19 protein-coding genes are annotated in these 22,530 nt (G+C 59.5%); 9 read left to right on the forward strand and 10 right to left on the reverse strand.

What is annotated here, in order from left to right; genetic code table 11:
- Positions 1–44: 44 nt before the first annotated feature.
- The gene (gene nadD / locus AB4N74_RS20135) at positions 45–767 is read right to left on the reverse strand and encodes a nicotinate-nucleotide adenylyltransferase (RefSeq protein WP_093434574.1); all 723 of its coding nucleotides are present in this window, start codon (positions 765–767) and stop codon (positions 45–47) included.
- Positions 736–2,007: a glutamate-5-semialdehyde dehydrogenase gene (locus AB4N74_RS20140; protein ID WP_099759364.1), complete on the reverse strand. Its 1,272-nt coding sequence runs from the start codon at positions 2,005–2,007 to the stop codon at positions 736–738. Before AB4N74_RS20140 ends, nadD begins: the two co-directional genes overlap by 32 nt.
- A gap of 177 nt (positions 2,008–2,184) precedes the next feature.
- On the opposite strand from AB4N74_RS20140, the gene AB4N74_RS20145 reads away from it, so the two are divergent.
- The 6 genes from AB4N74_RS20145 to AB4N74_RS20170 all read left to right on the forward strand — a co-directional run bounded on the left by AB4N74_RS20145 (position 2,185) and on the right by AB4N74_RS20170 (position 14,270).
- Positions 2,185–2,880 (forward strand): DNA-3-methyladenine glycosylase, encoded by a 696-nt coding sequence (locus AB4N74_RS20145; RefSeq protein WP_427119856.1) that lies wholly within the window; start codon positions 2,185–2,187, stop codon positions 2,878–2,880.
- A 71-nt stretch (positions 2,881–2,951) separates the two neighbouring features.
- Positions 2,952–4,268 carry a bifunctional DedA family/phosphatase PAP2 family protein gene (locus tag AB4N74_RS20150; protein WP_093434568.1) on the forward strand — a complete coding sequence of 439 codons (1,317 nt, stop codon included), beginning with the start codon at positions 2,952–2,954 and terminating at the stop codon, positions 4,266–4,268.
- Positions 4,269–4,817: 549 nt separating this feature from the next.
- Positions 4,818–6,650 carry a hypothetical protein gene (locus AB4N74_RS20155; protein WP_460097030.1) on the forward strand — a complete coding sequence of 611 codons (1,833 nt, stop codon included), beginning with the start codon at positions 4,818–4,820 and terminating at the stop codon, positions 6,648–6,650.
- A gap of 49 nt (positions 6,651–6,699) precedes the next feature.
- Positions 6,700–10,173, forward strand: coding sequence for a calcium-binding protein (locus tag AB4N74_RS20160; RefSeq protein ID WP_460097032.1), 3,474 nt, complete (start codon positions 6,700–6,702; stop codon positions 10,171–10,173).
- A 353-nt stretch (positions 10,174–10,526) separates the two neighbouring features.
- Positions 10,527–12,254 (forward strand): hypothetical protein, encoded by a 1,728-nt coding sequence (locus AB4N74_RS20165; RefSeq protein WP_460097034.1) that lies wholly within the window; start codon positions 10,527–10,529, stop codon positions 12,252–12,254.
- 48 nt (positions 12,255–12,302) lie between these two features.
- Positions 12,303–14,270 (forward strand): hypothetical protein, encoded by a 1,968-nt coding sequence (locus tag AB4N74_RS20170; protein WP_093434556.1) that lies wholly within the window; start codon positions 12,303–12,305, stop codon positions 14,268–14,270.
- A gap of 59 nt (positions 14,271–14,329) precedes the next feature.
- Here AB4N74_RS20170 and AB4N74_RS20175 read toward each other — a convergent pair whose 3' ends face one another.
- The 5 genes from AB4N74_RS20175 to AB4N74_RS20195 all read right to left on the reverse strand — a co-directional run bounded on the left by AB4N74_RS20175 (position 14,330) and on the right by AB4N74_RS20195 (position 16,986).
- Positions 14,330–14,890 (reverse strand): hypothetical protein, encoded by a 561-nt coding sequence (locus tag AB4N74_RS20175; RefSeq protein ID WP_093434553.1) that lies wholly within the window; start codon positions 14,888–14,890, stop codon positions 14,330–14,332.
- A gap of 71 nt (positions 14,891–14,961) precedes the next feature.
- Positions 14,962–15,192 (reverse strand): hypothetical protein, encoded by a 231-nt coding sequence (locus AB4N74_RS20180; RefSeq protein WP_093434550.1) that lies wholly within the window; start codon positions 15,190–15,192, stop codon positions 14,962–14,964.
- A 114-nt stretch (positions 15,193–15,306) separates the two neighbouring features.
- On the reverse strand, positions 15,307–15,897 hold the full coding sequence (locus AB4N74_RS20185) for an LON peptidase substrate-binding domain-containing protein (RefSeq protein WP_093434547.1): 591 nt from the start codon (positions 15,895–15,897) through the stop codon (positions 15,307–15,309).
- 10 nt (positions 15,898–15,907) lie between these two features.
- Positions 15,908–16,624, reverse strand: coding sequence for an LrgB family protein (locus tag AB4N74_RS20190; protein ID WP_053124192.1), 717 nt, complete (start codon positions 16,622–16,624; stop codon positions 15,908–15,910).
- Positions 16,624–16,986 carry a CidA/LrgA family protein gene (locus AB4N74_RS20195; RefSeq protein ID WP_194934912.1) on the reverse strand — a complete coding sequence of 121 codons (363 nt, stop codon included), beginning with the start codon at positions 16,984–16,986 and terminating at the stop codon, positions 16,624–16,626. Before AB4N74_RS20195 ends, AB4N74_RS20190 begins: the two co-directional genes overlap by 1 nt.
- A gap of 193 nt (positions 16,987–17,179) precedes the next feature.
- Between AB4N74_RS20195 and AB4N74_RS20200 the strand changes: the two genes are divergently transcribed.
- The 3 genes from AB4N74_RS20200 to AB4N74_RS20210 all read left to right on the forward strand — a co-directional run bounded on the left by AB4N74_RS20200 (position 17,180) and on the right by AB4N74_RS20210 (position 20,144).
- Positions 17,180–17,635 (forward strand): MaoC family dehydratase, encoded by a 456-nt coding sequence (locus tag AB4N74_RS20200; protein WP_007909575.1) that lies wholly within the window; start codon positions 17,180–17,182, stop codon positions 17,633–17,635.
- Between the two features lie 112 nt (positions 17,636–17,747).
- A complete protein-coding gene (locus tag AB4N74_RS20205) occupies positions 17,748–19,475 on the forward strand; it encodes a C13 family peptidase (protein WP_093434541.1) in 1,728 nt (575 codons plus the stop codon).
- A 27-nt stretch (positions 19,476–19,502) separates the two neighbouring features.
- The gene (locus AB4N74_RS20210; RefSeq protein ID WP_093434538.1) at positions 19,503–20,144 is read left to right on the forward strand and encodes an oxidoreductase; all 642 of its coding nucleotides are present in this window, start codon (positions 19,503–19,505) and stop codon (positions 20,142–20,144) included.
- Positions 20,145–20,251: 107 nt separating this feature from the next.
- On the opposite strand, the gene AB4N74_RS20215 is transcribed toward AB4N74_RS20210, so the two are convergent.
- The 3 genes from AB4N74_RS20215 to mpl are packed head-to-tail and all read right to left on the reverse strand — an operon-like array spanning position 20,252 to position 22,522.
- Positions 20,252–20,536, reverse strand: coding sequence for a YceK/YidQ family lipoprotein (locus tag AB4N74_RS20215; protein WP_007909569.1), 285 nt, complete (start codon positions 20,534–20,536; stop codon positions 20,252–20,254).
- Positions 20,529–21,176 carry a flavin prenyltransferase UbiX gene (gene ubiX, locus AB4N74_RS20220; protein WP_007909567.1) on the reverse strand — a complete coding sequence of 216 codons (648 nt, stop codon included), beginning with the start codon at positions 21,174–21,176 and terminating at the stop codon, positions 20,529–20,531. The genes AB4N74_RS20215 and ubiX overlap by 8 nt, the downstream gene beginning before the upstream one ends.
- Positions 21,173–22,522: a UDP-N-acetylmuramate:L-alanyl-gamma-D-glutamyl-meso-diaminopimelate ligase gene (mpl, locus tag AB4N74_RS20225; RefSeq protein ID WP_007909560.1), complete on the reverse strand. Its 1,350-nt coding sequence runs from the start codon at positions 22,520–22,522 to the stop codon at positions 21,173–21,175. Before mpl ends, ubiX begins: the two co-directional genes overlap by 4 nt.
- Positions 22,523–22,530: the final 8 nt, after the last annotated feature.

Genomic DNA, 22,530 nt, shown 5'->3' on the forward strand with positions numbered 1-22,530 from the left:
CGGCTTGGCGACACGTGGATTCGTATCAGTGAAGCACGCCTTGTTCAGTTCGACGCACGGTACAGACCGTGCGCATCGATGTAGGCCAGGACCGCGTCGGGCACCAGGAAACGTACCGACTTACCGCTGGCCAGCAGTTGACGGATCTGGGTGGCGGAAACCGCGAGCGGTGTCTGCCAGACGAATGCAATCTGTCCGCTCGGCCCTTTCAGGGCCAGCGGGTCGCTCACCGAACGCGCTGCCAGCAGGTTGCGCAAGGCATCCGGCGGTTCGCTGTCGGCGTCCGGGCGCTGTAGCACCAGGATATGGCAATGCTGGAGCAACTCTTCCCAGCGGTGCCAAGTGGGCAGGCCGCAAAATGCGTCCCAGCCCAAAAGCAGAAAAACCTGGGTCTCGGCGGGCATTTCAGCGCGCATCGACTCCAGGGTATCAATAGTCCAGGACGGTTTGTCCCGCTGCAATTCGCGGGCGTCCACCACCAGCGGCGGCAATCCGGCCACCGCACATTCGACCATCGCCAGCCGATCCTGCGCCGAGACCTGCGGCGTACCGCGATGAGGCGGCCGCGCGTTCGGCATCAGGCGCAACTCATCGAGCGCCAGCGCTTCGGCGACTTCCAGCCCACCGCGCAAATGGCCGATGTGCACCGGGTCGAACGTGCCGCCCAGGACGCCAATGCGCCGGGGGCGGGACTCGTTGCCGGTTTGCGGCGCTGTCAGGTCGAGGCCGGTCAAGTCAAACCGTCGCCTGGCCGCGCAACTGGCCATCACCGACCACAACGTACTTCTCGCAGGTCAGTCCTTCGAGACCCACCGGGCCGCGGGCGTGCAGCTTATCAGTAGAAATGCCGATCTCGGCACCCAATCCGTATTCAAATCCATCGGCAAAGCACGTCGGCGTGTTGATCATCACCGAGGCCGAGTCGACTTCCGCCACAAAGCGGCGGGTATCGGCGAGGTTTTCGCTGACAATCGAATCGGTGTGATGGGAGCCGTAATGGTTGATGTGTTCGATAGCCTGATCCAGACCGTCGACGACGCGAATCGACAGAATCGGCGCCAGGTACTCGGTGTTCCAGTCGTCTTCGCTGGCGGCAACGGCTTCGATGATCGCCCGGGTGCGCTCGCAGCCGCGCAGTTCGACGCCTTTTTCGCGGAACTGGGCGGCCATCGACGGCAGGAAATCCTTGGCAACAGTTTGATCGACCAGCAAGGTTTCCATCGCACCGCAGATGCCGTAGCGATAAGTCTTGGCGTTGAAAGCAATGCGTTGAGCTTTCGGCAGATCGGCGTGGGCACTGACGTAAACGTGGCAGATACCGTCCAGGTGCTTGATCACCGGCACGCGCGCGTCGCGGCTGATGCGCTCGATCAGGCCACGGCCACCGCGCGGCACGATCACGTCGACGTACTCGGGCATGGTGATCATCGCGCCAACGGCGGCACGGTCTGTGGTTTCAACCACTTGCACCACGGCAGCCGGCAATTCGGCCTCGGCCAGACCGCGCTGAATGCAGGCGGCAATCGCCCGGTTGGAATGAATCGCTTCAGAGCCACCGCGCAGGATGGTCGCGTTGCCGGACTTCAGGCACAGGCTGGCAGCATCGATGGTCACGTTGGGTCGGGATTCGTAGATGATTCCGATCACGCCCAGCGGCACGCGCATCTTGCCGACCTGAATGCCCGACGGACGGAAGCTCATATCACGGATCGCACCGACCGGATCCGGCAGTGCAGCGACCTGCCGCAAACCGACGATCATGCCGTCGATGCGCGCCGGGGTCAGTTCCAGACGCTCCAGCAGTGCCGGTTCCAGACCATTGGCGCGACCGGCAGCCAGATCCTGCTCATTGGCGGCGGCAAGCTCGGCGCGCGCGGCGTCCAAGGCATTGGCAGCAGCCTGCAAGGCGCGGTTTTTCTGCGCGGTGCTGGCACGGCCGATGACCCGGGAGGCTTCGCGGGCGGCGCGACCCAATCGGGTCATGTAGTCAAGAACGGACTCAGTCATGGTCTGCTGGGGTCTTGGCAAAGAGGAAAGCGGCAGATTATAGCTGTCGCGTCCCGGGACTAACAGCGGTGACGGGCGGATGGTCGAAATGAACGCGGATTCGCCGGCGTTCAGGCCCAATTAAGCCGCGCGTTGTTATCATCACGACCTCCTGAGCCTGGATAAACATTGCCTGCCATGTCCAACCTGACCGTTCGCAACCGCGCCGAACGCCTGCCGCTAGGGCTGCCGGACGCCTTTTTCGACCGTGATGCGCAAGTGCTGGCGCAGGATCTGCTCGGCAAAGTCATTCGTCACCGGGTCGGCGATCTGTGGCTGAGCGCGCGAATCATCGAAACCGAAGCCTATTACTGCGCAGAAAAAGGCAGCCACGCCTCGTTGGGCTACACAGAAAAGCGTAAGGCTTTGTTTCTGGATGGCGGCCACATCTATATGTATTACGCCCGTGGCGGTGATTCGCTGAATTTCAGTGCGCAGGGGCCGGGCAATGCGGTACTGATCAAATCCGCCTATCCGTGGGTCGATGAAATCAGCGGTCCGGCGAGTCTGGCGCAGATGCTGCTGAACAATCCCGACGCGCAGGGACGTGCGCGGCTTTCGCAAAAGCTCTGCGCCGGGCAAACCCTGCTGTGCAAAGCGCTGGGTCTGAAGGTGCCGGTGTGGGATGCCAAGCGTTTTGATCATGAAGTCCTTCTGGTAGAAGACACCGGGCCGGCACCTTCGCACATTATCCAGACAACACGCCTGGGCATCCCCCACGGCCGGGACGAACACTTGATGTACCGCTTCGTCGATGCGACTTACGCGCAATGGTGCACGCGGAACCCGCTGCGACGGGGTCAGGTCGAAGGCCGGGATTATTTTCTGCTGTAACCACACACTCATGTAGGAGCTGCCGAAGGCTGCTCCTACAGGAGGCCATTAATGATTTGGAGTTTTTCTGTATGGGCCCATGGCTCGATAGCATTACCGGTTGGCTGGCAGCCAATCCACAATGGCTGGCGGCTGCTGTTTTCATTGTGGCCTTTGTGGAATGCCTGGCGATTGCCGGTTTGATCGTGCCGGGCACCGTGCTGCTGTTTGCCGTCGCCGTGCTGGCCGGCAGCGGTGCCCTGTCATTGAGCGAGACATTGTTGCTGGGCTTTCTTGGCGGGATTCTCGGCGATGCCGTTTCGTACTTCCTCGGTCGCCATTTCCACCAGAACATTCGGCGCCTGCCGGGGCTACGGCATCATCCGGAATGGATGGCCAGTGCCGAGTCGTATTTCCAGCGCTACGGCATCGCCAGTCTGCTGGTCGGTCGTTTCATCGGGCCATTGCGACCGATGCTGCCCATGGTCGCCGGCATGTGCGACATGCCTTTCCCGCGTTTCGCCGCTGTCAGCCTGCTGGCGGCCGCCGGCTGGAGTCTCGCCTATCTGCTGCCGGGCTGGGCCACCGGCGCGGCCTTCCGCCTGCCATTGCCTGAAGGGTTCTGGCTGGAGGCCGGCATTGTCGCTGGCAGCATCGCCGCAATGGTCGGTCTCAGCGTGAACAGCAGCCTGCGTCGCCACCGTCGCGCGACCATCTGGATCAGCAGCATGAGCCTGTTGATTCTGATTGGTCTGTTCATCGGCTATCCGTACCTGACAGCGCTCGATCAAGGGGTGATGACACTGGTGCAGGAACATCGCCAGCCAATGCTGGATGAAATTGCGGTCACACTCACCCTGATCGGTGAGTTCCGCAACATGCTGCTGTTCAGCGTCCTGCTGACCGGCCTGTTGCTGGTGTGCCGGCAATGGCGTCATGCGATCTTCGTTGGCGGTACGCTGCTGGTGACCGCATTGGCCAACACCGGGACCAAATACTTCTTCGCCCGGGTGCGTCCGGAAGTGCTGACCGACCCACTGACCACTTACAGCATGCCCAGTGGTCATGCCTCAGGTTCGTTTGCACTGTTTCTGACCCTGGCGGTACTCGCCGGCCGTGGCCAGCCGCCACGCATGCGCCTGACCTGGTTGCTGATCGCCTGTATTCCGGCCCTCTCCATCGCCCTGTCGCGGGTCTATCTGGGCGCTCATTGGCCAACCGACGTGCTGGCCGGCGCCATGCTTGCCGCCTGTGTCTGCGCTGCCGCCCTGTGGCTGAGCCAGCGTAAAACCCCACTCAATCCCATGCCGTTCAAGATCTGGTGGTTGATCCTGCCGGCAATGTTGGCGCTGTTCGGATTTTTCGTCCTGCGGCACTTGCCTCATACCTTGTTGCGTTACGCCTATTGAATCTGGCGATACACAAGCCTTAATCCTTCTGCACTGCTCTTTTAGGAATTCTCCGACAAGAGCAGCGCTGTTCTCTTATTCAAACTTACTCGCCCACGGTAAGAATCCTTATTTACCAAACCGCAACTTCGCACACTTCAAACTAAAAACAACCGAAGTTACATATCAATTACGAACCCTAACGCCAGCGCCTTCCATAACTTGAAAAACCGGTTAGATTAAATCCACATATTTGAAACCCTTCGGCACATTCTCACCCATTAAAGTGAGACCGCCTGCACTTGCCTGCCCAACAATCAATTCAACTGACGAAGCGAGGGTTTCAATACATCAACTGATTTCGAGTACGCCATGAGTCCAAAGACACCGCGCAAACCACCCCAGAGCTCAACGCAACAACCTGACGCAAGCACATACCCGCCCCTGCGTACCGACACACCGTTCACTCCAGGTGGCCCTTCGATTTTCCGGTTACCGGGTTTGCCGAGTGGCCAGAATCCCGTTGACACCGCTGGCGGCCGGCCGGTCGCGGATGGAACCCCGCCTGCCGTGGTCATCCAACCGATGCAGGCGACGAACCCTGCCCGCCTCGCAAACGATAATTCCCCCGACACTTACTGGCTGCGTGACGACTTCCTGCGTGGAATGAAACCGGCGGAGGATGACGGTTTTCGCTGGATCGTCGGACGACAGTTTGTCGACGTCGAATATGAAGGCGACTTGCGCACCACCCATGTCGGCCAGGATGCCGATGGGGTTTATCGCTGCAAGATGGTCACCGAGCGGTCCGCGTCCGGACCGGCGCTGTACCGGAATGAAGGCCGGTTGACCTGGCGCCTGACGGAGCATCCGGCACCCGCCTTGGCCTCGACAAAACGACCTGCGCCGCTACCGGGCGATCAACCGGGGATCGCCCCCGGCGCGAAACGGCCTCGACCCGCCCACCTCGATTCGAATCTGTACAAGGCATCGCTGCGTTCACCGGATGCCCAAGGCTATTACGAACTGGCCCCCGCATTCGGGGCGAACAACGCGATCACGCAATTTGCCTTTATGGACGCTTTTGGTCACTGGATCCCGGTCGATCCGCCCGCAGACGGATTCGGTGCCCAGCCCACGCTCTTGAAGCATTGGACAGACCATGAGATCTGGCAGGTGTACAACATCCATGGCCAGGATCTCGTGCGTTTTCGCACCGAAGCCCAAGCCAGCGGCAAGAGTCCGCAATGGGCGATTCCCGAAGTCACGAACCCGCACCGCGACTTGCTACGCGACACCCTGCGCTGGCTGCACCCAAGCATGAATCCTGCACAGCGCGAAGCATTTCTGCAGTCCTATAACCTGCTGCCCAGCCAGCTGGCCCGCTTGCAACAGGACCTGAAGACCGAACTGAAAATGCCGCAATGGGCGCAGGCACACAAACACCTGATCGACGATCTCGACCATCCGCAGCGCCTCGAGCAACTGAGCCGCGAGGCTGTCGAGGAACTTAACCTCAAGCACGATGCCCGGCATGACTGGTATAGCCCGGAAACCAGCATGACCGCGCCAGTGCGCGAAGCGCTGCTGGGCAAACTCGGCTATCTGCGCAACAAGAACAATTGCCTGTACCGCACCGACGTGCCGGCGCTGTTCCGTGGCGATGAACGCACACCGTTCGAGCTCGCCAATGACGGCTTCATGCTACCGCGCTACCAGCATAAACCGGGCGCCACCACGCATAAGCCGATGAGCGCAACCTTCAGCCTCAAAGAAGGCCTGGTGTACGCAAGGGAGCCTGACCCCGAGTACTTGCGGTTCAACAGCCAGACGAGCAAATACCCGGGGCGGGATGCTGACGATAGCGCCTCGGGCAGCGATGTCAGTGATACCGAGAGCAGCTCATCGTCCGAATGGTCCGACGCCACAAGCCCGGTGCCGTGGGATCGTGATCGCCGCTATGAATCAACACGCACACGTCAGCGGGAAATGTTTCTGTATGTGCTCGACACCCGCGAACTGGAAGTGGTGCCTCATGAAGAAAACATGAGTTTCAATTCAGCGGCCCGCGACACACCCCCCACCTGGTTTCCCTCCGATGACTTCGAAGGGCTGATATCAGTCAGCCGCAGAGGACTGGATGCCGAGCGTATCTGGCTGCTGAATTCGCACCTGAGCAAAGCCGTGAGGGTCGATGACCTCAAGGAACAGGCAGGCGCGAACGCCGAGCGCATCGAAGCCGCCACCCATGCCGGACACGAGAACAAATTCGCCTACGACCAGTTGATCGACAACGCCGAAGCAGCCGGCAAACCTGTGCTCAGTCTGTCGGGTAACGGCGACGAATTCGCCTACGCCATCCACTGGCCCGAGTCGACAACGCCGGCGGCTCGACATCAGTGACACACCGGTAGGGACACCGCTCAGGCGTTTTCATTAAAGGATTAATGACATGTCAAAACTTATCGCTCCGCCACTTCAAATCGCCAATAGCAGCGCCGTTCAGGTCAATCCCGCCAGCGCCTCGGCCAACCCCCATGCGCCGCCGGCGGGCACGCTCAACGCAGTGTTGCCAGACGACGCTGACGCCCCTTATCGACGCACACTCAAATCCCTCGACAAACATTTCGGCCCCTTGCGCATCGGCGAAATACTCACCAGCCGCGTCGAACTCCTGGCCTTGGGCGCGACCGTACACGGCCAACCCATCAGCCCGGCGAATGCCGGCATGCAGCGCGTGGATCAACACTTTCTCGACGGACTCAATTTCGATGCAGACCGGGTGCAGGCGCGTCTGCTGTCCATCGATAACCCGGACAGCAATGTAGCGGCGATGCTGTTTTATGAAATCGCCTGCAAGCGCTCGGTCGATGCCGGGCCGCTGTTCGTCGCCGATATAACCATTGCCACCGGCAGCGCGGTGGACCGCCTGAACCAGTTGGGCAAGGCTGCGCAAAAACTGGATATTCATCGCGCCGACGCACTGGAAAATGCCCCGGGCTGGATCAGCAAAAACAAAAGCTATTTGATGAGCGGCGCCGGGGTCGGCATGCAGGCGTTCGGCATCTACAGCGGCTACAAGGCGATGATTGATGCGATCAAGCACGGAGACACGCTGGAAGCGGTTTTCCAGGGTGGCTCGATCGCCGCCGAGTTCGGCTCACTGATCATCGAACGCGGGCTGACTAAGACCGGTGAGGCCATGCTCAGAAACGGCGGCAACGCGCTGAAGTATTTCCCGCTGACCTCGGTGGGCAAATACATGAGCCGCGGTGCCGGGATGTTCGCCAGCGCCATCACCTTGCCCTTCGACATTGTCGATGCCATCAAGTCGTTCAATGCCGCCGCCGCGGCGCAGGGCAAAGAGGCCCAGGATCATTACGTCAGCGGCGGTCTTAGCGTCGCCGGGGCGGGTATCAGCCTGGTGCTGGGCGTCGCCGCACTGGCCGGGTTTGGCAGCGTCGCCGGGCCGGTCGGGCTGGTCGCCGCCGGACTGCTTATCGCCGCCTCGATGATCTACCAGGCCGCCCGAGTGGTGGACGACATCGATGACTACATCGAACTGACGTTTGAAGAACGCATGCGCTCGGGCTGGTTCGCCTTCACCAACAAGGAATTGGACCAGGACGTACTGGATCGCTTCAAGCTCGCCAAGGGCTATCGGGACCACCAGCGACAACTGCAGTTGTCGGCCAAGGACATGCTGGAGAACGCCTACAAACACACCATCGAACACGTGATCAACGGTGCCTTTCAGGTTGAATTGAAGCCCGTTGAAATCTGGCGCTACCAGTGGGACGAAAGCGCTGGCCAACAACCGTTCAAGCTCGACAACCAGGCCGTGGTTGTCGACGGCGATGACGTGATCGATGCCGGCAAAGGCCTGCCCGCCAACCTCAAAGGCAAAGTGTCGGGCAGTGCCGGTGATGACAAAGGCATTTTCTGGCGCTTGGGTGACGGCAATGACCGGGTTATCGGGGTCCGGGACAAGCCCAATCTGTTCACTTATCGCGCGGATCACAAGGCTTTGACCGGAGGCGACAGGGACGATGCGTTCTATCAGGACATTACCGAGCAGCAATTGAACCTCACCAGCAAACCGGCCCACCTCAATGTGCTGGACGGCGGCGCAGGTGCCGACACCCTGGCCTTCGAAGGCAGCCGCCCGCTCAGCGACACCCGCCATATCGGTCACGACATCAACCTGCACAGTGGCAGGGTGGCGCTGCGCGGTCTTGATCCTGAGGAAAATGCCGTTGACGTCGCGCAGCTCACGTCGATCGAAAACGTCTCGACCCTGCGCAGAGGCACCAGCCGCGTCAGCGGAAACGACGCGGCCAACCGGATTTCCGCCAATGGCTACGACCGCATCAGCGCCGGCGCAGGCGATGACACGATTGCCGTCTACGGAGTGGACTGCCGGGTGGACGGCGGCAGCGGCGCAGATCGTTTTTACATCGCCAGCAGCAACGCCCGCACGACCATCAACGAGGACGCTGAAGCGTCGAGTCTGATCGAGTTCGGCTGGCCGGCGGAGGTCATCCAGCGTTGGCAGATCGTCGGCACTGCGCTGGTGATCAGCTCATTGCGCGGCAAGGATGGTAACGACCCGGAACATGTACTGACACTCGAAAATGTCTACCAGTGGGTCGATGGCAAACGCCTGTTGAACAATGACCGTTTCCGTTTCAAGACCGAGGATGGCTATGAGCTGCTGGTCCAGCTACCCCAGCAGCCAGGTGAGGTGCTGCAGCAGGATATAACCCCCGTCGTTGTCGTCATCGGCCAACCCGCCGCTGCACCGCAAATCGTTAACGGCGGCATGATCGAGATCGCCGAACAGGGCTTGAAGCAGCACTTTGTTGCTCGCACCGAGCGTCCGGTGGAATTCGTTGCCCAGCGCAATACCGCCGAAACGTCCCGCACTGTTTATCTGGAATTCGACAACGCCGAAATCATCGATGTGCAGGTCAGTTATGAGGTGCAGGTGCGCAAAGGCGTCTCTGGGACGACCCACTTGTACTACACAGACTTCACCCTGTCGGTCTCCCTGCCGTCGAAATTGGTCATGTTCAAAGGTGTGGTCCAGCCCATCGCGGCAGCCACCGGTTACAGCGGCAGAAACAACCTGAAAGTCACCACCCCACGCCTGCAGCAGGATGTTGTGCTGGTGCTGCAGGACCAGGTTTCCTACCGCCTGCAAGTTCCCGCACTGGATTATGAAGACGATGTAAAAAACCCCGGCACCCGCGTACGCAGCACGCGAAGTTGCCTCAAGCAACGCAATGGCAACTATCGCTTTGTCAGACCATTGGCCAGCGTGAAACCGCTGATAACGGCAGAACCCAGTCGCATCACCATCGACACCGGTTCGCACACCGGCATCTATGTACTCGATGGCCAGAGCTCGACGTACGATGTCCATCTGGCCAGCAACACCATCATTCGCCTTTCGACGCCAGGCGCTGCAGCGAAAACCGCCGATGCGTCAACCTGGACGCTGTACACCGACAAAATGAAAGAAACGGTCACCCGCGACGACATCCAACTGGACGGCAATCGTCTGCACATCGCCAGCGTCACCGTCGAATTGCCCGATATCGAAGACGACGTCCCGGTGGAATCCATCAGCGTGGCCACTTCGGCCGGCCATATTTATGAAGTGTCGCTGTTGTTTGAAGTGCTGCAGCTTTACGTCATCGATGCACGTGGCTACGCCGATATCGAAGCTCTGTTGGCCGAGATCAATGCCCATCAACAGCGAAACGAACTGGCAGCAAGGGTTCATGTAACCCACGTCGGAATCGACGCCGGAACGATCGGTACGGTGGTTTACAACGCAGTAAGGAAACACTGGGCGCTGGCCAGCGATCCACAGATACGAATCAACCCGCAAGACCTGGTCTTTTCCAACGACAAGACCTGATCCTCGCCACGTGCCCGTATGGACCTGACGTCCACACGGGCACCCGTCCTCCTCAGCCTACGGACAGGCTGACTCGCAAAAAACGGAGTTTATTCATGCGTCAAAAACCCGGACTACGGCCTAAATCACCTTCAGTCGAAACGCCCGCCACCTCAACACTGGCCTCCGCAGATCATTCGCCGAGCAGAGCGATAGTTGCAAACCCTGAAAACATTCCGGGGCCTATACCCGTCGAGGCGCCCTCTTCACCCAAGCGAGCTCGTCTGGAGGAACCCGGGACCTCCCAAGCAAAAACCTCACCCATCGAAGTGAGCGTCACATCGAGATCCCCCACAGACAGACAGGACTTTTCGATGACGTCGCTGGAAGATTTCGCCCATCCGTATTTCGGCGATCTGCCAGGTCCGAATGAAGCCGGTATCCGGCGTTATCTCGCCAAGGACTGGGTGGACGTGCGACTGCCAGGCTCAGAAGGCCGACACCACGTTTGTGTTCAATATGATGCCGACCTCAGGGCCTATCGGGCGATGTCCTCCTGGCACCTGGCACCAGGCCCACCCATTTACCGGACCACGCAAGGCCATCTGTGGAGCCTGGATCGGCACCTCACCCTCCTCAACGTCGATGACTACACGTTTTCCGCGACACCGAATGCTGACGGTTACTACACCTTTCGCGCTCTCGAAACGAGCGGCGATGACGCCATCCTCGGCTATGCCATCAAGGATCCGGAGCATCACTGGATTGCCATCGATCCCGCGCAGGCAAAACGCGACAGGAAAGCCGATGCGCCACTTGCGCAATGGTCGAATCAGGACATCCAGCGCATGTACATTCTGGATGACACCCGGATTGCCGCCTTCCGCGCAGAAGCACAAGCGGCCGGTAAGCCACCGGACTGGGCTCTTCGCGCGCAGAACACCGAAGACCATCTGTTTGTCGCTGATTCTTTGAAGTGGCTGCATCCACACATGACCCTTGCCCAGCGCCTGCAATTGCAGCGCAGCTATAACCTGACCCAGAACCAACTGTGTCGGCTGCGCACAGAGTCGGGCGACGGCCAGATACCGCAATGGGCTGAACAGCACAAACGCCTGACGCTCGATGCGACCAATGAGCAGCGCTTCAAGCTGATCGGCGAGGAGCTGGAAAACTACGTTGAGGAATTACGGAGTCAAGGGCTGGCCCTCGCCCACCATTGGCCCGCCACCCGCTACAGCGACGCCTTTTTGGCCGACTACGCGACCCACCTCGGCTACCAGCGAACCCGCCACGGCATGTTATATCGCACCGACATTCCGGCGATGTTCCGCGGCGAAACCCGATTACCCTTCGAGTTGGCGCGGGATGATCGAATGATGCACCGTAAAGGCAATCCCAAGGGCACCACGAACAAGCGCGCATTGAGTGCAACGTTCGGACTGCATGACGCCACCGCCTACGCGGCGACCAAGGGCGGCTTCTATCACGAGCTGCATTACAACTCGCAGGCCAATCGCTTTCCCGGGGTGAATCCTCAAAGCTCGAAAACACGAACCGGCGAATCCTCCGACTCGGGCAGCAGTTCGGTGTCGGAGGGTAAACGAACCGGCGACGAGACCGACTCTGACAGCTCGTTCGTTTTCGATGATTCGAAAGATTATGTATCCACGCGCCGCCAGCAAACCACGTCATTCGTCTACGCCATTGATACCCGAGGCCTGGAAGTGGTGCCGGGGGCGGAAAACAAGGCATTCAACCCCGCTAACGGCACATTCCTCTTCGACGACCTGGAAGGGCATATCTCCACGCCCACACGCGGCATCAGTGCCGAGCGGATCTGGCTGGTGCGTTCCGACCTGACAAAAGCCGCCCGGGTCAAGGATGTGCTGACACAGGCGGGTGACCGGGTCGCGGCCATCGAGCAGGCCACCTGGGCGGGAACCGACAGTCGTGCTGCCGGGTATTTTGGCGCCAACGCCTATGACAGCCTTATCGATGAAATCGCCGGTTCTGGCGGCGTGATACTGGATCTGCCCAAAGGCGACAAGACGTTCGCCGACGACATTGTCTGGCCGGTACCCGAGCACGACCGGCCCTGACCCTGTTCAGCCATTGGATGGCTGACTCAACCACATGGAGTGACATTTATGCGCCAAAAACCCGGGCCGCTGCGCCCATCCCCCACACCCGAAACGCCCGGCACCTCGACCTCCCGGCCTGTGCCCTACGATCGACCTGTCGAACTGGATTCCCGTCTACCTGGACGCATCAAACCGGACGGTTCAACCGAATCGCCGGGCATTCACTCCGACAGTCCTCACAGCAGCACCGAGAGAGTCGAGCCCGGCATAACGATTACGCAAATGCCCGAAACGCAGACACCTCAACGTCGAGCAGCGACATCACCTCTGGAGCCCTATTTGCAGAATGTCGACGAGTCGTTGAGTCACAATGCCGAAGGATTGAAGGTGTACAAGGGTCGAACATTCGCTGACATCGCCAACGACGACGGGGCAGCCGCCGGACTGACGGTGATGGTGGCGTTTCACGATCTGATCAAAACCTACCGCGCCCGGTTACCCAGTGAGCGGGTGCCATCAGGACCTCCGCTTTATCGCGTGGCCGACAGTAATGTCTGGAGCCTGAACAAGCCGATCGAATACTACGACCCGATGCAATACGCCTCGTCTTATACCGTGGATGCACGGGGATACTACTCAGTTCACGAACACCGGGCGGTGGAGCACGCTGGCCCGTATGGCAAGTGGATTGAGTTCATCGTGGTGAAGCGAGAGGCAGGTTTCGCCTTTATCGATGAGCATCGACGCTTGATTCGGGTTGATCCGGACGAGGCACGGGGCGATACATCTGTCCCGCTCAAACTTGCGCATTGGAGCGATGGTGATATTTGGAGCCTATACCGCCTGAAGGGCGCGCAGGCCCTGGTCTTTCGAATCGAAGCAGAAGCCCTGGGAAAAGCACCAGACTGGGCCACGCGTTTCAACGAGCCGGATACGCGCAAATTTCTCAGCGACTCATCGAGATGGTCTTATCCACAGAAGTCCGAGACGGAACGTGCGCAAATCCTGCGCAGCTACAACTTGAGCATGGCTCAGCAAAACCGACTGCGACAAGACATGGAGCATGGGCGGTTCCCAGAATGGGCCGAACAGCACAAACGCCTGACTCAGAATCTGTCGGACGACAGCCGCTTTGAGCAGATTGCAGAAGAATTGCAGCCTCTTATTCTAAGAATGAGAGAGGGAGGCCAGACCCCTTACTTCGACTCGCATCCCGTTGAGCAGCGCTATGAAGAGAGCTTTCTGAAGAGCTATCTGGAACATGCCGGCTACCAGCGCAATCAGCATGACTACCTTTATCGAACGGACATTCCCGCCATGTTCCGCGCCGATTTGCGCACGCCCTTCGAACTGGCTCGGGACAAACGCTTGGTGAAGTTAAGGGGGAATCCCTCCGATTCCACGACCAAATCGGCCTTTAGCGCGACATTCGGTGCGGCCAATGCTTTGAGCTACACGGGATTTGATTACTACTCCAACCCTCGGCACTACAACACTCAGGCGAACCTGTATCCAGGGCATTTTTCTGACAGTGATTCCTCTAGCGGGTATCGACATAATTCGGCTGAAGAATCTGATACATCCTTTGAAATGGATCACTCGCGTGACTATCCATTGCTCCGTCGCAAACAAACATTGGGCTTTGTGTATGTCATCGACACCCGCGGCATTGAAGTGGTCCCGCGAGTCGAAAACATTTATCTGAACGACAAGGATTTTGACGGGGACAAACTGGAAGGCCGGATATCAATGCCCACACGTGGGATCAGTGCAGAGAGGATCTGGTTGGTGAACTCGGACCTGAGCCAAGCGGCAAGAGTCGAGGATATTTTGCGCGAGGCCGGGGACAACGCTGAGGCTATCGAGAAAGCCACATGGGCAGGAGCCGATTTCATGCGGTATGGCGCTACCGAATATGACCAGTTGATCAATCGAATAGCCCACGCCGGTGGCGTTGTGTTGAAGCTGCCCAAAGGTGAAAACAGCTACTCCAACGATGTGACCTGGCCGGTACCCGAGCATTACCGAACCTGAAAAAAGGCGCCATTCATCCAGACATGAATGGCGCCTTTTTAGGGAGTAGCGGCTGGGCGCTATTGGATAACCTTGATCACAAATATTGCCGGTTTGTGATTGAAGGCGTTATGCCCCGTCCTGTTAGGATCGACGTCGAGGAATGTGCTCATTCCGCTGCTTATATGGCGATACAAGGGCTTGTCATCAGGTTCGCGGATCAACTCCAGATAGGCAGGACCGGATTCGATATCACTGAAGGAGGCCTTTGAAGCACCAGACTTGCTGATTGAAAAGTATTGCTCTGGCGCACGGGTACTGGCCAACAGATTATGAGTCTTGTCCTCTATGAATAACCGCGCACCATCGAATGTTCCTGCGAGCACAAGGCTGATGGCATATTCGTCACCCTTTGGGACGAACTTCAACAACAGTGGTGTGTCGTCATCATGGTCAGCCAGCGTTATGAAGCTGGACACGCGCGAATCCGCCAACCCCACTTCGGCATCCAGTTTTTCCGCCTTGGTTATGCGAAGGTCACGCAAAGCCTGTTGCAGACGTAGTTGATTAAGTACCACTGGCCGGCCATCAAGATAAAGATGCGCAGTGAATGTCTGGTTATTTGTTTTTGCTAAAGCCATGGGATTGCCCACCTGTAAACACCCCGCCGTCAATTAGCCACGACGACAGGCAATGCTGAAAAAGGAAATAATCAAACCGCAGTCGCAGTCACTACGCTGGTGGCGGACGCCGACATCCGTGGCACTTCGCCGCCAGGAACTTTTTCAGATTTTCGTTTACGCCGGGCTATTACCATCCGGTCCGCATAAGTGGATGCCGCCTCAATCACGTGGCTAACGTTATGATCCGTCTCGGCATGTTTCAAAATATACTTGCCGGCAATATCATCCCAAAACGCCCATTCATCTTCATAGACAGTCATGCTTTCATCCTTATTTTTATTCAAGTTATCCGCTTCCTGCGGACAACTTGAAATTAAGACAAAGACAAAAGCAAAACAATGCTGGCAGGCGCCATCAGTTAATTCAAAGTGCAACTAGGCGAACAATTCACCTTGTAGTTCGTCGAGCAGCGCCTGAATTGCATCCAGCCGCTGCTGGGGATCATCGAGTTGTAACAGATCGATCTTGTCTTCTTCGGCGAACGGCAGCAGATAGGCCAACTGATTGGCCAGCGATTGCTGACCCAGCGCTTCAGTGCCCATGTCCAGCGCTTCCACCATCGGGTGCTCGGCCAGTGCCTTGAGCAGCGCCACCAGATCAGCATCCTCGTCCTGTAACGGTTGCTCGGGTTCGTCATCCAGCCAGTCGACATCGGCGAGGATCAACTGATCGCGCTGCACCTCGGTACGCAACACCGCGAACCGCCGCCCGCCCTGCACACGAATGCCGAGCAAGCCGTTGTCCTGCTGCTGAAAGTCGGTGATGCGCGCTTCGCAGCCGACCCGAGCCAAACCTTCTGGCGCGACGCCGACTTCTTCTCCATCAAGGATGCACACCACACCGAAACCGCCACCCTGCTTCATGCAGCGGCCGATCATGTCGAGATAGCGCGCCTCGAATATCTGCAAATCGAGGTTGCAGCCGGGAAACAACACGGTGTTCAGCGGGAAAAGCGGCAGACTCATAGACATTTCCTTACACCACCATCGACACCGCCAGCGGCAGGAAGACTGCCGTGGCCACGCCCATCAGACTCATCGCCAGCGCCGCAAACGCGCCGCACTCATCACTTTCCTGCAACGCCACCGACGTGCCGACCGCATGCGCGGTCATGCCCAGCGCCATGCCACGCGCCTCGGGACTGTGCACGCCGAGGCGGGTCAACAACGCCGGGCCGAAGATCGCACCGATCACCCCGGTGATCAACACGAATACCGCCGCCAGCGCCGCAACGCCACCAATCTGCTCAGCCACCAGCATTGCGATCGGCGAGGTCACCGACTTCGGCGCCATGGTCATCAGAATCATGTGCTCGGCACCGAACCACCAGCCCAGCAACACGCCCATGCCCGTCGCGACCACCCCGCCTATCACCAGCGTAGTAAAAATCGGCCAGAACAATTGGCGAATACGCCGCAGGTTGAGATACAGCGGCACCGCCAGTGCCACGGTCGCCGGGCCCAGCAGAATGCTGAGGATCTCGGTGCTCTTGCGATATTCGGCATAGGTCAGGCCACAGCCGACCAGCACACCGATCACCAACAGCATGGAGACCAGCACCGGTTGCAGAAAGATCCAGCGGGTTTTCTCGAAAGCCGCCAGCACCAGTTGATAGGCGCCGAGGGTGATGCCGATGCCGAACAACGGATGATGGATAACGGAGGCCCAGGCGCCCTGCCAGTCAAAGAGCATCAGGACTCCTCCGACGCGGGGGCGTGCCGTTTGACCAGGCGTTGCATCAGCACCCCGGCGAAGGCCATCGACAGGATCAACGACAGCACCAACGCGCCGACAATCGCCCAGAAGTCCGCGGCAATGTCGCTCGCATAAACCATCACGCCCACGGCCGGGGGCACCAGCAGCAATGGCAGATAGCGCAGCAGGCTGCCAGCCGCGAGGTTCAGCGGCTCACCCACTTCACCGCGAACGATCAGGAAGACCAGCAACAGCAGCAGACCGATGATCGGCCCCGGCAGCACCGGCAAGAGCAAATGATTGAGCGCCGTGCCGAGCAATTGGAACAGCACCAGCAGGGTCAGGCCACGTAGCAACATCCGACATCTCCGTCTTACTTTTCACCCAGCAGGGGCTCGGCATTATAAGCACGCCTGCGCTATGGATCGGCATTCGCCAAAAGCATGGTCGGTTGACCGGAGCAAATCGCCATGATGATCTACAGTGGTTCGCAGGGCGGTCAAATCCCCCACCTGAAAAACTATAAAACCGATGAACCCAAGGAGAGTCTCAATGCCCTATGTTCCCGTTGCAGAGCTCAAAGATTATGTCGGCAAGGAACTCGGACGTTCCGAATGGCTCACCATCGATCAGGAACGCATCAACCTGTTCGCCGAAGCCACCGGCGATTATCAGTTCATTCACGTCGACCCGGTCAAAGCCGCGCAAACGCCATTTGGCAGCACCATTGCCCACGGTTTCCTGTCGTTGTCGCTGATCCCGAAATTGATGGAAGACATCCTGATTCTGCCGCAAGGCGTGAAGATGGTGGTCAATTACGGGCTGGACAGCGTGCGTTTCATCCAGCCAGTGAAGGTCAATTCCAAGGTCCGCCTCAAGGTCGATCTGGGCGAGGTGACCGAGAAAAAACCGGGCCAGTGGCTGCTCAAGGCCACCGCGACACTGGAGATAGAAGGCTCGGACAAACCGGCCTATATCGCCGAGCCACTGTCGCTCTGCTTCGTCTGATGGTTCTGGATGCGAAGCAGCGCACGCTGTTTCGCGTCAACACTGTTTTTACCGGCTGCATTAGGTCACATAGCTGCGGCATACTCGGTCGCCTAATTGCCCGGATCCCGCTATGCGCTCACTCGCTCGTCTTGCACCCCTTGCCTTGACCCTGATGCTCACCGCGTGCGGCGACGGCGAATCGCTGCTGCCCCCGGATGCGCGCCTGCCCGACGGTGGACGCTATCGTGGTGAACTGGTCGATGGCTTGCTGCAAGGTCAAGGCCGCGTCGACTACCCCAACGGCAGCTGGTATGCCGGGCAGTTCGATAAGGGTCAGTGGCACGGTCAGGGCGAATGGCATGGCAGCAACGGCGAGGTCTATCGCGGGCAGTTTCAGCAAGGCCTGTTCGACGGCCAAGGCAGCCTGACCACCAACGCCAGTAGTTACACCGGCGGCTTCAAACAGGGACGCCGCGAAGGCGAAGGCACCCTGAAAGAAAACGCCATGACCTACCGTGGCGAGTTCAAGGCTGACCAATACTCCGGGCTCGGCCGTCTGGAAATGGACGACGGCAGCTCCTATCAAGGCCAGTTCGCCCACGGCAAGCCCAACGGCGAGGGCCAGCGCGGCGATGCCAGCGGTAACTCGTTCAGCGGGCATTTCGTCAACGGTCAGCTGGAAGGCAATGGCACCTTCAACAGCGCGGACGGCGATATCTACGTCGGCGGCTTCAAGAACAATCAACTGCACGGCAAAGGTCGCTACGAAAACGCCGACGGCGATGTCTGGCTCGGCCAGTTCAAGGAAGGCGCGCTGACCGGCAAGGGCGAACTGATCGGCGCCGACGGTAGCCATTACATCGGCACGTTCAGCGACTGGCGCTTCAGCGGTCAGGGCCGCTTGAACCTGTCCGATGGCAGCTTTTACATCGGCGGCTTCGACAACGACAGTTACTCCGGACGCGGCACCCTGGTGCTCACCGATGGCAGTGTGATGAGCGGCACCTGGGTCAATGGCCAGCGCGTGCGCGACGCCGACGGCAAGTTATTGCCCGATACGCTCGAACTCGGCTTGCTCGCTCAGGGCCGCCTGCTTGATGACGCGTTGGCCGCCATTCCCGCGTCGACCCCGGCGGTCGAGTTGTACACGTTGACCCTCGGCGGCGACGGCAAACAAAGCGTATTCCTGCGCGAATCCGACTACGTCGCCAACATGCTCAACACGCGCTTCGGCGCTTATGGCCAGGTCCGTCTGGTCAACCACCGTGACCACCTCGGCGACCGGCCGATGGCCACCCGCGAGAACCTGCGTCGTGCCGCGCAAACGCTGGCCGAACGCAGCGGCCCGGAAGACCTGCTGTTCATCTACCTGACCAGCCACGGCACCGCCGAACATGAGCTGGTGCTCGACCAGCCACGCATGGAACTGGCCGACCTGCCCGCCGATGAACTCGCCGCTGTACTGGCGCCGCTGAAAAATCGCGACAAGATCATCGTGATTTCGTCGTGCTACTCCGGCGGCTTTATCCCGGCGCTGAAAGACGAACGCACGCTGATCATGACCGCCTCGCGCGCCGATCGGGTGTCCTTCGGCTGCTCGGAAGAAGCCAACTTCACCTACTTCGGCGATGCACTGTTCGCCCAGGCGCTGAACCAGACCGATGATCTGGAGCAAGCCTTCAAACTGGCCAAGGCCACCGTCGCCGAGCGTGAACTGGCGGATAATTTCGAAGCGTCGGAGCCGCAGATCTGGGCGCCGAAAACCGTGCTGTCGCACTGGCAACTGCTGCGCAAACAGCAAGCCAGAAAAGCATTGCAGAGTGCTGCATTGAACGACGGAGCGACAAAGAGCAACTAAGCTGAACAGTATCAAGGGAGAGACACTATGTACTTGACGCCTCAGCACGTATTGCTTGCCGGAGCCACCGGTTTGACCGGTGAACATCTTCTCGACCGTTTGCTCAACGAGCCGACGATTTCTCGCGTGCTCGCCCCTTCCCGTCGCCCCTTGGCCGAACATCCGCATCTTGAAAACCCGGTGGGCGATCCGCAGGTGTTTCTGCCGCAACTCAGTGGCCGCGTCGACATCGCCTATTGCTGCCTCGGCACCACCATCAAACAGGCCGGCTCTGAAGCAGCGTTTCGCGCGGTGGATCTGGACATGGTGGTGGCGTTCGCCAAACGCGCGCGGGAGATGGGCGCGCGGCATCTGATCGTGATCAGCGCAATTGGCGCGGATCCGAAATCGTCGGTTTTCTACAATCGGGTCAAAGGCGAAATGGAGCAGGCCTTGCGTGCGCAGGACTGGCCGCAATTGACCATTTGCCGGCCTTCGCTGTTGTTGGGTGAACGGACCGAACCACGTCTGGCCGAGCAACTGGCCGCGCCGTTGTCAAAGCTGATTCCGGGTAAATACCGGGGCATCGAAGCGTGCCAATTGGCGCGGGCGATGTGGCGGTTGGCGCTGGAAGAGCAGGATGGGGTGCGGGTGATCGAGTCGGATGAGCTGCGCAAGCTGGGCAAATAATCCATAGCGTCAGGAAGAAAGCTTTCGCGAGCAGGCTCGCTCCCACAATTGCACCGCGTCCCCCTGTGGGAGCGAGCCTGCTCGCGAATAGAGTGCGCAGCACTCCCCTACAATCCACCAGTCGCCTGAAAACTCACGCCAATCACCGTGAGCAGTGACAACGGCAGCAACAACGTATCGAGTAATGCACTCGCCGGCAGATCCACCCCCGGATAGCTCGGCGCTTCAGCCCCGAACCGATCCATCGCGCAACACCCGCCATTCAATGCATACAAGTCCAGCCGCGTCCCGGAATACACCACCGGCGCGCCCGGTTTGGCGGCGTCGAGAGTGCGCGCAGTGGCGCAACCGGTCAGTTGCAGCGCCAGCAAAATCGCCAGCAGCTTATTCATCGCTGCTCAGATGATGCTCACCCCAACGCGGCAGCATGTCCTGGGGAATGCCGAGCAGATTGAGAATCCGCGCCACAACGAAATCGATCAGGTCATCAATGGTCTGCGGCTGATGATAGAAACCCGGTGAGGCCGGCAGAATCGTCACACCCATGTTCGACAGCTTGAGCATGTGCTCCAGATGAATACTCGAATAGGGCGCTTCGCGCGGCACCAGAATCAATTGGCGACGCTCTTTCAAAGTGACGTCGGCGGCGCGTTCGATCAGGTTGTTGCAGGCGCCGGTGGCAATCGCCGACAACGTCCCGGTGGAACATGGCACCACGACCATCGCTGCCGGTGCGCCGGAGCCCGAAGCCACCGGCGACATCCAGTCTTCCTTGCCGTACACGCGGATCTGCCCGGCGGCAGCTCCGGTGTATTCGGTCAGGAAGGCCTGCATCATTTGCGGCTTGGGCGGCAGCGTCACATCGGTCTCGGTGGCCATCACCAGTTGCGCAGCCTTGGAGATCAGGAAGTGCACCTCGCGATCTTCCCGCACCAGGCAATCGAGCAGGCGCAAGCCGTACTGAGCGCCGGAGGCACCGGTCATGGCCAGCGTGATGCGTTCGGGGCCATTGCTCTCAAAACGAGTGTTCATTGCAGCGCCTCGGCGAGTTTGCCGTGCAGGCCGCCGAAGCCGCCGTTACTCATGATCACCACATGCGTGCCCGGCTGCGCCTGGCTCTTCACGCGCTCGATGATGCCTTCCAGCGAGTCGCTGACGATCGACGGCACGGTGCACAACGCGGCGGTGCCGGCCAGGTCCCAGCCGAGGTTGGCCGGGGCGTACCAGATCACCTGATCGGCATCGACCACGCTGTCTGGCAAACCATCACGGTGCGCGCCGAGTTTCATCGAGTTGGAGCGCGGTTCGATGATCGCGATAAGAGGCGCATCGCCAATGCGTTTGCGCAGGCCGTCGAGGGTGGTGGCAATGGCAGTCGGGTGGTGGGCAAAGTCGTCATAGATGGTAATGCCGCGTACTTCAGCGACCTTCTCCATGCGGCGTTTGACGTTCTTGAACGCGCTCAGGCCAGCGATGCCCATCGACGGCACCACGCCCACATGACGCGCAGCCGCCAAAGCAGCCAAGGCGTTGGCGACGTTGTGCTGACCGGTCAGCTCCCACTCGACGGTGCCTTGCGACACGCCTTCGAACATCACTTCGAACGCCGAGCCGTCTTCGCTGAGCAGTTTGACCTGCCATTGGCCGCCGGCACCGGTGGTCTGCACCGGGGTCCAGCAGCCCATTTCGATCACCCGTTGCAAGGCCGGCTCGGTGGTCGGATGGATGACCAGGCCTTCGCTCGGGATGGTCCGCACCAAGTGGTGGAATTGCCGCTCGATCGCTGGCAGATCCGGGAAGATGTCAGCGTGATCGAACTCAAGGTTATTGAGGATCGCTGTGCGCGGACGGTAGTGGACGAATTTCGAGCGCTTGTCGAAGAAGGCGCTGTCGTACTCGTCGGCCTCGATCACAAAGAACGGCGTACCGCCTAAACGCGCCGACACCGAGAAGTTCTGCGGCACGCCACCGATCAGGAAGCCCGGGCTCATGCCGGCGTGTTCCAGGACCCAGGCGAGCATGCTGCTGGTGGTGGTTTTGCCATGCGTACCGGCAACCGCCAATACCCAGCGACCTTGCAGCACATGGTCAGCCAGCCATTGCGGGCCGGACACGTACGGCAGACCTTTGTTCAGCACATATTCCACCGCCGGATTGCCGCGGGACATGGCGTTGCCGATTACCACCAGATCCGGTGCCGGATCAAGTTGCGCCGGATCGTAGCCCTGCGTCAGTTGAATGCCTTGGGCTTCCAGCTGCGTGCTCATCGGCGGATAGACGTTGGCGTCGGAGCCGGTCACGTGATGGCCCAGCTCTTTGGCCAAGACCGCCATCGAGCCCATGAAAGTCCCGCAGATACCCAGAATATGAATGTGCATAGTCGACC

This window comes from Pseudomonas sp. H3_C08, from assembly GCF_054669455.1.